15 protein-coding genes are annotated in these 11,469 nt (G+C 66.4%); 5 read left to right on the top strand and 10 right to left on the bottom strand.

The window, feature by feature from the left end; translation table 11 throughout:
• Positions 1-15: 15 nt before the first annotated feature.
• A complete protein-coding gene (locus AB4059_RS01745; protein ID WP_498976054.1) occupies positions 16-663 on the bottom strand; it encodes a response regulator in 648 nt (215 codons plus the stop codon).
• A 164-nt stretch (positions 664-827) separates the two neighbouring features.
• On the opposite strand from AB4059_RS01745, the gene AB4059_RS01740 reads away from it, so the two are divergent.
• Complete coding sequence (locus AB4059_RS01740) at positions 828-1,154, top strand: antibiotic biosynthesis monooxygenase family protein (RefSeq protein WP_498976052.1); 327 nt, start codon at positions 828-830, stop codon at positions 1,152-1,154.
• Here the strand turns inward: AB4059_RS01740 and AB4059_RS01735 are convergent.
• The 9 genes from AB4059_RS01735 to AB4059_RS01695 all read right to left on the bottom strand — a co-directional run bounded on the left by AB4059_RS01735 (position 1,138) and on the right by AB4059_RS01695 (position 6,606).
• Positions 1,138-1,347: a dodecin gene (locus AB4059_RS01735; RefSeq protein WP_498976050.1), complete on the bottom strand. Its 210-nt coding sequence runs from the start codon at positions 1,345-1,347 to the stop codon at positions 1,138-1,140. The genes AB4059_RS01740 and AB4059_RS01735 overlap by 17 nt on opposite strands.
• Positions 1,348-1,408: 61 nt before the next feature.
• On the bottom strand, positions 1,409-2,572 hold the full coding sequence (locus tag AB4059_RS01730; RefSeq protein WP_498976046.1) for a hypothetical protein: 1,164 nt from the start codon (positions 2,570-2,572) through the stop codon (positions 1,409-1,411).
• Positions 2,573-2,599: 27 nt separating this feature from the next.
• Complete coding sequence (locus AB4059_RS01725; RefSeq protein WP_498976044.1) at positions 2,600-3,004, bottom strand: YidH family protein; 405 nt, start codon at positions 3,002-3,004, stop codon at positions 2,600-2,602.
• Positions 3,001-3,366, bottom strand: a complete 366-nt coding sequence (locus tag AB4059_RS01720; RefSeq protein WP_498976042.1) for a DUF1622 domain-containing protein — start codon at positions 3,364-3,366, stop codon at positions 3,001-3,003. Before AB4059_RS01720 ends, AB4059_RS01725 begins: the two co-directional genes overlap by 4 nt.
• A gap of 9 nt (positions 3,367-3,375) precedes the next feature.
• Positions 3,376-4,329 (bottom strand): formylglycine-generating enzyme family protein, encoded by a 954-nt coding sequence (locus AB4059_RS01715; protein ID WP_498976040.1) that lies wholly within the window; start codon positions 4,327-4,329, stop codon positions 3,376-3,378.
• Positions 4,326-4,868, bottom strand: a complete 543-nt coding sequence (locus tag AB4059_RS01710) for a DUF4136 domain-containing protein (protein ID WP_498976037.1) — start codon at positions 4,866-4,868, stop codon at positions 4,326-4,328. Before AB4059_RS01710 ends, AB4059_RS01715 begins: the two co-directional genes overlap by 4 nt.
• Positions 4,869-4,888: 20 nt before the next feature.
• On the bottom strand, positions 4,889-5,356 hold the full coding sequence (locus AB4059_RS01705) for a YidH family protein (protein WP_498976035.1): 468 nt from the start codon (positions 5,354-5,356) through the stop codon (positions 4,889-4,891).
• A 78-nt stretch (positions 5,357-5,434) separates the two neighbouring features.
• Positions 5,435-5,860, bottom strand: coding sequence for a response regulator transcription factor (locus tag AB4059_RS01700; RefSeq protein WP_498976033.1), 426 nt, complete (start codon positions 5,858-5,860; stop codon positions 5,435-5,437).
• A 95-nt stretch (positions 5,861-5,955) separates the two neighbouring features.
• Positions 5,956-6,606, bottom strand: coding sequence for a response regulator transcription factor (locus AB4059_RS01695; RefSeq protein ID WP_498976031.1), 651 nt, complete (start codon positions 6,604-6,606; stop codon positions 5,956-5,958).
• A 229-nt stretch (positions 6,607-6,835) separates the two neighbouring features.
• Here AB4059_RS01695 and AB4059_RS01690 point away from each other — a divergent pair, with 229 nt between their 5' ends.
• The 4 genes from AB4059_RS01690 to AB4059_RS01675 all read left to right on the top strand — a co-directional run bounded on the left by AB4059_RS01690 (position 6,836) and on the right by AB4059_RS01675 (position 11,468).
• Positions 6,836-8,422 carry a sensor histidine kinase gene (locus tag AB4059_RS01690; RefSeq protein ID WP_498976029.1) on the top strand — a complete coding sequence of 529 codons (1,587 nt, stop codon included), beginning with the start codon at positions 6,836-6,838 and terminating at the stop codon, positions 8,420-8,422.
• A 69-nt stretch (positions 8,423-8,491) separates the two neighbouring features.
• Complete coding sequence (locus AB4059_RS01685) at positions 8,492-9,445, top strand: SphA family protein (RefSeq protein WP_498976027.1); 954 nt, start codon at positions 8,492-8,494, stop codon at positions 9,443-9,445.
• A gap of 11 nt (positions 9,446-9,456) precedes the next feature.
• A complete protein-coding gene (gene aqpZ, locus AB4059_RS01680; protein WP_498976025.1) occupies positions 9,457-10,170 on the top strand; it encodes an aquaporin Z in 714 nt (237 codons plus the stop codon).
• The gene (locus AB4059_RS01675; RefSeq protein ID WP_498976023.1) at positions 10,167-11,468 is read left to right on the top strand and encodes a peptidase MATCAP family protein; all 1,302 of its coding nucleotides are present in this window, start codon (positions 10,167-10,169) and stop codon (positions 11,466-11,468) included. Before aqpZ ends, AB4059_RS01675 begins: the two co-directional genes overlap by 4 nt.
• The last annotated feature ends 1 nt before the right edge of the window (position 11,469 follow it).

Genomic DNA, 11,469 nt, shown 5'->3' with positions numbered 1-11,469 from the left:
TGCTGGCGGGGTTTGCTACCAGGCCAAGGCCGGATCGCACATCCCGTAGCGACTGACCATCCGCGCCAGCGCGATCGGATCGCGGATCCCCAACTTTTCGAACAAGCGCGACTTGTGCGTGTTGATCGTCTTCGCGCTCAGGCTCAGGCGCCGCGCGATGTCTTCCTGGCGCAGGCCGCGCACGAGCAATAGCGCCACTTCCAGTTCGCGCGGCGAGAGCGCGTCGAACGGGCAATCGCCCGCGCCATCGATGCCCGCCAACGCCATCTGCTGCGCGATGCCCGTGGCGAGATAGCGCCGCCCGTGCGCGACATCCTGCAACGCACGCAGCAGTTCGGCCGAATCATGGCTCTTGCCGACGTAGGCCGAAGCACCCGCTTCCATCGCACGCCGCGGCAGCGGCCCGTGGTGTTGCGAGGACACGACGATCACGCGCGTGCCGTAGCCGCCACGCACGACACGTTCGGTAACCTCCAGCCCGCTGATGCCGGGCAGATGCACGTCGCACACCAGCACGTCGGGCCGCATCCTGCGCAATTGCGGCAATGCGTCTTCGCCGCTGCCGGCGTGCCCGACGATGTCCACGCCGGCCTCGCCGAGGATCAGGCACATGCCGGTGCGCACCATGACGTGGTCGTCGACCACGAATACACGGATCGTCATCCATGACCTCCTTTCGCAACAGCCTACGGCGAATGCGAAACGCACTCGTGCGACGCCGGTCAGCTTTCGCTCGCGGGCACGGTCGCGGATGGACAGTGGAATCTTCCACGCGCCTTGCGCATGGCGTGACAGAATCGCCGCGTGACCCCCATCGAGCCCCGCCCATGATCGTTCGCATGTGGCACGGCCGCACCGCCGTCCACCACGCCGATGCGTACCTGGCCTTCCTGGAGGAACGCGCGATTCCCGACTACCGCCGCATCCCCGGCAATGCGGGCGTGTGGTTGCTGCGCCGCATCGAAGACGACGCCGCGCACTTCATCACGATGACGCACTGGACCTCGCGCGAGGCCATCGCCGCCTTCGCCGGCGAAGACATCGCGAAGGCGAAGTACTACCCGGAAGACCGCGACTTCCTGCTGGACTTCGAACCGACCGTCGTGCACTACGAGATCTGCGCCAGCGCCGGCCCGCTCAATCCTCCAGCGTGAACCCGGCCTTGATCGTGACCTGCCAGTGCTGGATGCGGCCGTCCTCGACATGGCCGCGCGTCTCGATCACCTGGAACCACTTCAGGCTCCGGATCGTCTTGCCGGCGCGTTCGATCGCGTTGCGCACGGCATCGTCGGTGCCGGTCTTCGACGAACCGGTGAGCTCGACCGCTTTGTAGACGTGGTTGGACATGCGCGGATCTCCGATGGGACGTTCGAACACAACGGGCCACCGGCGCGCCGACGGCCAGCCTTCACGCCAATGCGCCGAGCAGCCGCTGCAGCACCTCGTCGATCGAGACCGCGTGCAACACCAGCGGGATCATCGGCAGCGCCGTGGTGACCGCCACGCCGAGCACCGTCAGCTTGTTGACCGGCACGACCGACATCGTCCGCACGGTCGTGTACATCTGGGTGAAGTCGGCGATGGCCGAAGGGTTCGGACTTTCGAGGAGCGCATCGCCGCTGCGCAGCGCATCCGGATTCTCCCAGCGCATGGCGAACGCGCGCGAGGCCGCCTGCCCCAGCGCGCCGAGCTCGTGCATCCCGTGGCGGCGCGCACGCACCAGCGGCCGCATCAGGAACAGCAGCGGCCCGAACACGACCAGCACGCTGCCGATGATGCAGCCGAGCAATTCCCACTGGACCGACTGCAGCGTTGCGTGCGCGTATTCCATCTGCACAAGGAGGTTGCCGCAGAGGATCGCGCTGCAGGCGAGCGTCAGGATCGCGAACCAGGCCTGCGTCGGCGCGAGGAACCCCAGCCCGCCCGCTCCGTCGGGATGCGCCGCCAACAAGGACAGGCGCAGCCGCGCCAATCGCCACAGGAACCAGGTCCACAGCGCGAAACGCCAGAGCCACACCAGCGCGATGAAGCGGAACATCGGCGCGGAGACCGCCGCGAACCACTCCCCCGCCTTCGACAACGATGCGCCGTCGGTCGCCCAATGCGTGAAGCCGGCCACGTGCGAAAACCGCGCGTCCGTGCCGAAGGCCGACAGCAACGCGAGCGCCGCGCAGAGCAGCTCCGGCACCACCGAATCGCGCGCGGCATGGCCCTGGCGCACCAGCCGTTCGAAGGCTTCGTGCGCCGACGTGGACACCAGGCCCGAACGCCCGATATAGCGCACGCTCGCGCGCAGCACCGCGTCGCAAGGCCCCGCGCCGAGCACGAGGATCGGGATGGCGACGAGCAATCGCGCGAGCACCGCGTAGTCGCCCAGCAAGGCGATGCGGTCGGTCGACGGCAACAACATGCCGTCCATCGCCGCGAGCACCACCAGCGGCACGAACGACACCAGCACGATCAAGGCCAGCACCAACCACTTCGTCGGCACGCCGGCGCGCAGCGCGCCCAGCCAATGCATCAGGCGATACACCGGTCCACCGTGCAACAACGAGAAGGTGTCGGAGATCATCGCGCCATGCCTCCGGCCAACAAGGCTTCAGACGCGGAACAACCAGGCCGCCGTCACGCAACCGATGAGCAGGAAGACCAGCGTCATCGTCACCACCGCGCGATCCATCGGCCGGAACCGCGCATTGCGGATGTCGTTGTTCACGCGCTTGTAGCGATAGATGGACCAGGCCGCGAGCGCGATCCCGAGCACCACCATGCCCATGCCCACGTTTTGCGTATCGTGCATCGCGCCGAAGGTCTGGCCCGCCTGCAGTTTGTCGTTCTGCTGCAGGAAGACCGCGAAGCGATTGAGCGTGATCCCGAAGCCGATCAGCGACACGCACGTGCGCATGTAAGCCAGGTGCGTGCGTTCGTTGGCCAGGTGCGAGCGCAGGTCGGCCAGGCTCGTACGGGTCGCGGCCAGTTCATTGGACGTGGGTTGCGTGCTCATTGGCCAGCCTCCGCGGCCTGCGCCGCGCCCTCGCGCGCCGCGGCGTCGAGGTCGCGTTCGAGGAAGAAGTTGAGGAAGGTGCGGATCACGGCGATCGCGGCGAGCTTGCCGATGTCGTCCCACGTCGGCGCGATCGCGGTGCGCACGATGTCGGCCGCGAGCATGAACTCCAGGCCCAGCAGCAACCAACGCCCCAGGCTCAGCCCTGCCGCGCGCCGCATGCCCTGCGTCGCGCGGTTGCGCAACAGCGGCACCACGATGCGCACGATCCCTTCCACCGCGCCGATGGCGATCATCAGGACGGAGATCGCTTCCAGTGCGAGCGCGACGGCCTGGCTGAGTTCGCGGAAGAGCTCTTCCATGCGCTGCGCTCACTCCGCGGCGACGCAGCGGAAGCCGAGGTGCGAGGTCGATGTATCCACCGGCTGCGCCATGCGCGCGGCGGGACGATAGCGTCGGCAATAGTTCGGCGCGCACAGGTGCGAGCCGCCCTTCATCACCCGGCGCGGGATGCGCAACTGCGGTTGCGCGGGATCGAAGCTGGATTCGGCCGGCCCGCCGCGCGGGTTGTCGGGAATGCAACAGGCCTTCTGCGCTTCGGCGGGATGGCGCGGGCGATACCAGTCCGACGTCCATTCCCATACGTTGCCGATCATGTCGAACAGGCCATGGCCATTGGCGGGAAAGGCACCGACCGGCGAGGTTCCGACGTACCCGTCCTGCGCCAGGTTCTGCCACGGGAACTCGCCCTGCCAGGTGTTCGCGCGATGCAAGCCGTGCGGCGTGAATTCACCACCCCACGCGAACTCGGCGTCTTCCAATCCGCCGCGCGCCGCGCATTCCCATTGCGCTTCGGTCGGCAGTTGTTTTCCCGCCCATTGCGCATACGCCTCGACATCGCTCGCGGCGACATGCACGACGGGATGATCGTCTTTTCCCTCGATCGACGAATGCGGGCCGAGGGGATGCCGCCAGTCGGCGCCGCGGATGAATTGCCACCAGCGATAGTGATCGTCCAGCCCGACGCGATGCGCAGGCGGCACGAACACCACGGACGCAGCGACCAACATCTCCGGCAACGCGCCGGGATAGTCTTCGGCCTTCGGCGCGATCTCCGCCAGGGTGACGTGCCCGGTCGCTTCCACGAACGCACGGAATTGCGCATTCGTCACCGGCGATGCATCGATCCAGAACCCGTCAATGCTCACGCGATGCGCCGGCGCTTCTTCCGGATAGTGATGGTCCGACCCCATGCGGAACGTGCATCCCGGTATCCACACCATGCCGGCGTTCGCATCGGCGCGCATCGCAGGCTGCGCGCTCATTTGACGACCGCGCCCGGCGGGAAGCTGGCGAACATCTTGTCGAGCGCGGTATTCACCGCGGTTTCGGTCTTCTCCGGCGAATCGGGCACCGTGCCGCTGGCTACACCGCGCCATACGGCCTTCTTCGTGCCCGTATCGAACATGTCGAGCACCAGCGTTCCGACGGTATAGGTGTTCACGCGCGTGGTGGACGTGGCCATCCCGCCGTAGCCCCACCCCGGGCCATAGCCCCAACCGCCCATGCCGGTGCCGGTGTACATCGTGTCGAGCGTTTGCTTCTCCTGCGTCGCGACGTTGCCGACGATGGCGAGGTCGCCGCTGCCTTCCTGCCGCGTGAATCCCTTGGCCGCCATGCGCGCATCGATACCCGCCAGGATGCGTTGCTTCGCGAGCGGGTTGTTGATCTGCAATTCCTGCGCCCAGTAATAGGTGTGATAGCGCGAGAAGTCGGCGGCCGGATCGTGGTCGACGGTGACGTCCGGTGTCGATGCACACCCGGCCAGCAACGCGGTCAGTGCGAATGGAATGAGCGCCTTCATTGTGTCTCTCCTGGAGTGTCCTAACCGAAAGGTTTGACGTCGAACACCATGCTGGCGATCGCCATCAGCCCGATGAACAGCAGCACCACCGCACAGATCAGGATCGGCGAAACCGGATACGCGCTCTGCCCGTGGATGAGCCCTTCGCGGATCATGTTCGTGCGTTCCATGCGCAGTTCCCGCATGTAACGCGCGTGATAGACGATGCCCACCATCAGCAAGAGGATTCCGATCGCGACCAACGCGATGCCGAAGTTGCGCGGCGCCTCGCGCGCGAGCGGCACGCCCGGGCTCTCCAGCCAGTGCGTGAACACCTGGTAGATCGTGAAGCCGAAGCTGATGAGCGACAACGAAGTGCGGATCACCGACATCAGGGTGCGGTCCGCGCTCAGCCGCGTGCGCTGGAAGCTCATGCCGGTGCGGCGCGAGGACAGCTCGACCGAGATGTCGTCGGAGGTCTTGAATTTCGCGGGATCGACCGGGGCCATGGCCCCAGCTTCCGGTCGCCGCACGAACCGCACAACGGGGTTTACACGGTCGGATGTCTCAGTATTTCTACTGTGCGCTCAACGTCGCAGCGCGTGCCGATTGAGCGAGGCCGACCCGAACCAGCGGCCGGCCATCACCGCATCCACCGCGGCGGCGAGTGCGTCGCCGGCATCGGCCTTGAGCACGTAGGCGGTTCGCGGGAGCGCGCGGGCGCGTTCGACCAGGGCCGGTTCGTCGTGCACGGTGATGAAGACCACGCGCAGGCCCGGATGCGCCTTCAACGCGAGTTCGGCGGCCTGCAGCCCATCCATGCCGGGCATCGAGATGTCGGTGACGAGCACGTCGGGCTGGAAGGCGCTCAGCGCGGGCAGGATCGCGTCGCCGTCGGTCACCAGCCCCAGGACCTCGAAGTCCTGTGCCAGCAACGTCCGCAACTGGCGCGCGACGACCGGGCTGTCTTCGGCCAGCAACACCCGCGTGCGATTCGGCGCGACCCCATGCATGCCGCCCAGCGTGACGGTGCGCGCGCGCCGCGCCTATCGCGAAAACGACTGAAACCGGGCAGGTAAAACTACTGCCCGGCGTCAGTACATGCCGCTCAGGGCGGCGCGTCGATCGCGATCAAGCCCGCGTGCGCCGCCTTGCGGACCAGTTCGACGGTGCTGTGCACGCCGAACTCCTGCATGATCGCGTACTTGTGCGACTCGACCGTGCGCACCGACAGGCCCAGTTCGAAGGCGATCTGCTTGGAACGCAAGCCTTGGGCGACGCGTTCGAGGATCTCGCGCTGCTTCTGCGTCAATGCGGCATCAGGCCTGGCGCGCGAAGCCGAAGGCGCATGCGCGCGATGCGCGCTGGCGCGGATGGTGCGCGCGGCGAGTGTCGGCGTCACGTAGGTGCGTCCTGCCAGCACTTCGAAGATCGCGCGCACCAGCTCGTCGCCGGCCGAGGATTTCAGGACATAGGCACTCGCGCCGCCTTCGATCGCTTCGGCGGCGAGTTCGGGATCGGCGTGCATCGTCAGGAACACGAACGGCACCTCGATGCCCATCGCACGCACGGTGCGCATCGCCTCCAAGCCGCTCATGCCGGCCATGCTGATGTCGGAGACGACCACATCGGGCGGGTCGCGCTTCACCGAGGCCACGAGCGATTCTCCGTCGCTCACGATCTGGATGTTGCAGAAGCACTCCAGCAACAACATTTCCACGCCCTGGGCGACCAGCACGTGGTCGTCGGCCAACAGCACGCGGGCCCGTTCGCTTGAATTCGCAGCGTCCATTCCTGGTCCCCTCCAACAGTCCGATGGATCCCCCCGCGTCCGGTGAGCCTCGCGTGAAAAGCGTTCAAACCGCGTGAGGGGCACGCGCGCATTCATGTGTTTGAACCGGTCATCCATCCGTCGGAACGGTGACCTTCCGTCATTGCCGCGCGCGTGTACGAGGTGTACACGAAGCTGAAAATGCATGGGGATCGGCATGGACCAGGCACCCGCACGCATGGGTTGGCTCCTGCCCGCGGCCGTCGCCGCGGCGGGCGCGCTCGGGCAGACATTGACCATGACGCCATGGATGGCGTCTTTCCTCGGGCAATCGGTCTGGGTCCCCGGCGCGATCCTGATGTGCGGCCTGCTGGCCACGCCCGGTTCGCGTTGGCCGGTGGTCTTCGGCGCCGCGCTGCTCGGCAGCGCGATGGCGTGCGTGGGGATGGAGCGCGAGTTGTTGCCGCATTGCGTGGTGTTGATGGGCGAGTTCGCGCTGGTCGTCGTCGCCACGTGGTGGCTGCATCCCGAACGCGACGGACGCATCTCGCCGACCGGCTGCGATCCGATCAAATTCCTGCTCATCTGCGGCGTCCTGCTTCCCGTGGCCGGTGGTGCATGGGCGCATGCGGCCGGCGCGCAGCTCGGGACGATGACGGGGGCGCTGACCGATGGCCACGAAATGCTCGCGCGCAGCATCGGATACCTGATCGTCGTGCCCGCCTTCACCGGTGCGGTGCGCCTGGCGAACGAGCGCGTGGAGGACGAGGCCGACGCGCACGGGTGGCAACCGGCGATCATCCTGATCGGCGCGCTTGCGATCGTCGTGCTGTGGATCTCGCCGATCGGCAATGGCGAAGCCTTCCCCTTGTTGTTGCTCGCACCGATCATGCTGCTGCTGTGGTCGGATCACGCGCTCGGTTCGGCGTGGACGCGCGTGGCCTGGCTGCCGGTGTGGCTGGGCTGCCTGCTGCTGACCTCGCTGGGTATCGGCCCGCTCGTGCACGAAGCCCCGCTTGCGACGCTTTCGCACGTGCAATGGTGGTCGATCGGTACGACCGTGGTGTTGCTGCTGCTCACCGCGCTGCGCGACCAGCGCGGCGAATCCAGCGAAGCCCTGCGCGATTCCGGCGAACGGCTGAGCCAGCTCGCACGGCGCGCGATGAACATGCAGGAGAACGAACGCAGCCGCATCGCGCGCGACCTGCACGATGACGTGAATCAATCGCTCGCATCGATCTCCATCGAACTCAGCAGCCTCAAGCGCAACGCCGATCCGCCGGGCCGCGACCGCATCGAAAGCTTGCAGGACCGCCTTCTCGGCGTGTCCGACGACATCCGCCGCCTCTCGCATGAATTGCACCCGAGCATGCTGCGCTACACGAGCCTGGCTGCGTCGCTCGAAGGCCTGTGCGCCAGCCATTCGCGCGAAGACCTGCACGTGCGTTGCGAGACCGACGAATCCTTCGACCTGGCCGAGCCGCAGAAGCTCGACTTGTTCCGCATCGCGCAGGAAGCGCTGCACAACGTCGAGAAACATGCCGGCGCACGGCACGTCCGCATCGAACTGCGCCGCGACGGCGGCAACCTGGCCTTGCTGCGCGTGGAGGACGACGGCCGCGGCCTTCCCGCCGATCGTGCGGCGGCGCCGCGGCGTGGGCTGGGCATGATCAGCATGGTGGAACGCACGCGTTCGTTGCGGGGCCGCATCGAGTTCGGCGCAGGCACGCGCGGCGGCACGCGCGTGGATGTGCGCTTCCCCGTGGCCGCGTCATCGGTAGAAGTACTGAGGTCCGTCCCGTAGAAGTCGGGTTGGGCTGCGCGGCGGCGACGCGGAGGATAGGGACCGTCCCGTCGTCAGCGGAAATCGCACATGCGCTCGAGCGCGCGCTCCCTCCCCCTCGGCGTCGCGCTGACCGGTGCCCTCGCCTGCACGTTTGCCGATGCTCCCGCCCATGCCACGGAAGGTGGCCTCGGCAAGCCCATCACCGGCTTGCAAGGGACGTCGTATGCAGGCCTGGTTCCGCCGACGCCGGGATTCAACCTCGCCATCGACTACATCTATTACTCGGGGCAAATCGGAGGCCAACGCGAAACACCGATCGGCCGCAGCACGGCGATCGGCCTGGATGCGCAGTTCAACCTGATCAGCTTCACCGGCGTGTATGTGTGGCCCACGGGCGAAGGCCGCTGGAACTTTGCGAGCGCGGTTGCGGTGCCCTTGGCGAAAGTCGACGTGAGCGCGGACCTGCGCATCGGCCGGCTCGGCCTGTCGACGAACGACAGCGACAGCGGCCTGTTCGACATGGACTTCGTGCCCGTGATCGCCAGCCGCCATTTCAGCCAGACCCACCACATGTCGCTGGCGCTTTACGTCAGCGCGCCGACCGGCGCGTACGATCCCGACAAGCTCGCCAACGTCAGCCTCAACAACTGGTCGTTCTCGCCGACCCTCGCTTATACCCAACTCGGCCAGGCCGGCACGCTCGAGTTCACCACGCTGGCGGCCGTGGATCTGTACACCGAGAACAACGCGACCGATTACCAGAATGGCGCGGTTTTCCGCGCGGATGCGTTGTTGATCAAGAGGACCCGAAGCGGTTGGGGCTTCGGCGGCGCAGGCGGCTGGATCCAGCAGCTGCAAGACGACACCGGGCCGACCGCCGATCGCCTGAATGGCTTCAAGGGACATTCGCTCGCGATCGGCCCGATCGCCACCTACAAGACCGGCAAGATCGAGTTTTCCGCACGCTGGTTGTACGAGTTCGACGTCAAGAATCGATTGGAAGGCAACCCGGTGATGGTCACCGGCACGATCACGTTCTGAGGAGACCGACCATGCTCAAGCGACTGCTCGCCGAAACCATCGGCACCTTCTGGCTCGTGCTGGGAGGCTGCGGCAGCGCAGTGCTCGCGGCGAACTTCGGCGGCGACGGCAATCCGCTCGGCATCGGATTGCTCGGTGTAGCCTTCGCCTTCGGCCTCACCGTCGTAACCGGCGCATACGCCTTCGGCCATATCTCGGGCGGACACTTCAATCCCGCCGTGAGTGCAGGCCTTTGGGCCGGCGGTCGGTTCCCCGCGAAGGAATTGATTCCGTATTGGGTCGCGCAAACCCTGGGCGCGGTGCTCGCCGGCTTCGTGTTGTGGCAGATCGCGCACGGCCGCGCGGACGTAGTGATCGACACCAGCGCCGCAGGGGCTTTCGCGACCAACGGTTACGGCACGATGTCGCCAGGCGGCTATTCGATGGTCGCAGCGCTGCTGTGCGAACTGGTGATGACCGGCATGTTCCTCGTGGTGATCATGGGCGCCACCGATCCGAAGGCGCCTGCCGGTTTCGCGCCGCTCGCCATCGGCCTGGCGCTCACGCTCATCCACCTGATCAGCATTCCGGTGACCAACACCTCGGTGAATCCCGCACGCTCGACCGGCGTTGCGTTGTTCACCGGCGGAATGCCGCTGCAGCAACTGTGGTTCTTCTGGGTCGTGCCGATCATCGGCGGCATCCTCGGCGGCGGCCTGTATCGGTGGTTGAGGCAGCCGGAATGAACGCCATCCTTGCCGATCCTGTCCTGGAGCGTCTGTTCACCGCCGATGCGGCCATCGTCAAAGTCGGGCGCAAGATCCGCGTGCTCGATGCGATCGGCTGGCCCGCGACGATGGAGACGCGTTTCCTCGAACGCCTGCGCGCAGGCCAACCCGAACTTCCGCAACCTCCCACGCAGCCGCAGGCGCTGGAAGCCGAAGTCGATCAACTCGACACGCTCATGCGCGGCATCGATCGCGGACATCCCATCGGACATTGGTTATGGAAGACCGCGTGGAGTTACCGCGTGGCCGCGCAGATGCTGCGCGGCATCGGCACGCCCGAATTCACGCGCTGCTCCACGCTGCTCTATGGCAGGCCCGATACGAAGTACCAATCGCAGGACATCACCTCCGACGACGCGGCGCGCGACATGCTCGCGACCACCGACCACTTGATCGATTCGCGCCTGATCCCGGAAACGCCCTGCGACATGACGGCCGAACAATTCGCGCAACGCATCCGCGCGCGCATCGATCCGTTCTTCACCGACGACAAGGTCGAAGTCGTCCTCAATCCCGACCTGGCCTCGAAAGCCGCCGCCGGCAGCAAACAGATCACCCTGCGCGCGACCGCGATGTTCTCCGAACTCGACGTCGAGCAATTGGTCCAGCACGAAGCCTTCATCCACTCGGCCACCCTGCTCAACGGCAAGCACCAACCGCACGTCAAATCGCTCGGCGTGGGTTCGCCGCGCACCACGCGCACGCAGGAAGGCCTGGCGACGTATTCGGAAATCATCACCGGCGCGATCGATCTGCAGCGCCTGCGGCGCGTCGCGCTGCGCATCGTCGCGGTGGGCCAGGCCTTGCAGGGCGCGGACTTCATGGAAGTATTCCGCACCTTCCTCGATGCAGGCCAGACCGAAGTGGAAAGCTATCGCAGCGCGGCACGCGTGTTCCGCGGGGGCGACGTGCGCGGCAAGATCTGCTTCACCAAGGACGGCGCCTACCTGGAAGGCGTGATCATGGTGCACCTGTTCATCTGCAAGGCGCTGCACGAAGGCCGCGGCGACATCCTGCGCATGCTGTTCTGCGGGCGCGTCAACACCGCCGACGTGATCACGTTGACGCCCTTCCTCGAAACCGGGTTGATCGTCGGGCCGCGTTACGTCGCGCCGTGGGCGAAATCGCCCGAACGCGTGCTCGCGACGATGGCCTTCTCCGCGGCGACCGAAAGATTCCGCCTGGATACGTTCAAGCTCGATCGCTTCGTCGAATACGAAGACGAGCGGATCGCCGAATCCGGCATCGGTGTCTGAG

The organism is Lysobacter sp. 2RAF19, from assembly GCF_052115395.1.
Lineage (GTDB): Bacteria > Pseudomonadota > Gammaproteobacteria > Xanthomonadales > Xanthomonadaceae > Noviluteimonas.
This window is presented reverse-complemented; position numbering and strand designations above follow the sequence as displayed.

Coding starts and splice junctions, on each gene's coding strand:
- AB4059_RS01705 (WP_498976035.1), bottom strand. CDS start 5,356: ATGGCCCCGGTCGATCCCGCGAAATTCAAGACCTCCGACGACATCTCG.
- AB4059_RS01730 (WP_498976046.1), bottom strand. CDS start 2,572: ATGATCTCCGACACCTTCTCGTTGTTGCACGGTGGACCGGTGTATCGC.
- AB4059_RS01725 (WP_498976044.1), bottom strand. CDS start 3,004: ATGAGCACGCAACCCACGTCCAATGAACTGGCCGCGACCCGTACGAGC.
- AB4059_RS01720 (WP_498976042.1), bottom strand. CDS start 3,366: ATGGAAGAGCTCTTCCGCGAACTCAGCCAGGCCGTCGCGCTCGCACTG.
- AB4059_RS01685 (WP_498976027.1), top strand. CDS start 8,492: ATGCGCTCGAGCGCGCGCTCCCTCCCCCTCGGCGTCGCGCTGACCGGT.
- AB4059_RS01740 (WP_498976052.1), top strand. CDS start 828: ATGATCGTTCGCATGTGGCACGGCCGCACCGCCGTCCACCACGCCGAT.
- AB4059_RS01710 (WP_498976037.1), bottom strand. CDS start 4,868: ATGAAGGCGCTCATTCCATTCGCACTGACCGCGTTGCTGGCCGGGTGT.
- AB4059_RS01675 (WP_498976023.1), top strand. CDS start 10,167: ATGAACGCCATCCTTGCCGATCCTGTCCTGGAGCGTCTGTTCACCGCC.
- AB4059_RS01700 (WP_498976033.1), bottom strand. CDS start 5,860: ATGCATGGGGTCGCGCCGAATCGCACGCGGGTGTTGCTGGCCGAAGAC.
- AB4059_RS01690 (WP_498976029.1), top strand. CDS start 6,836: ATGGACCAGGCACCCGCACGCATGGGTTGGCTCCTGCCCGCGGCCGTC.
- AB4059_RS01715 (WP_498976040.1), bottom strand. CDS start 4,329: ATGAGCGCGCAGCCTGCGATGCGCGCCGATGCGAACGCCGGCATGGTG.
- aqpZ (WP_498976025.1), top strand. CDS start 9,457: ATGCTCAAGCGACTGCTCGCCGAAACCATCGGCACCTTCTGGCTCGTG.
- AB4059_RS01745 (WP_498976054.1), bottom strand. CDS start 663: ATGACGATCCGTGTATTCGTGGTCGACGACCACGTCATGGTGCGCACC.
- AB4059_RS01735 (WP_498976050.1), bottom strand. CDS start 1,347: ATGTCCAACCACGTCTACAAAGCGGTCGAGCTCACCGGTTCGTCGAAG.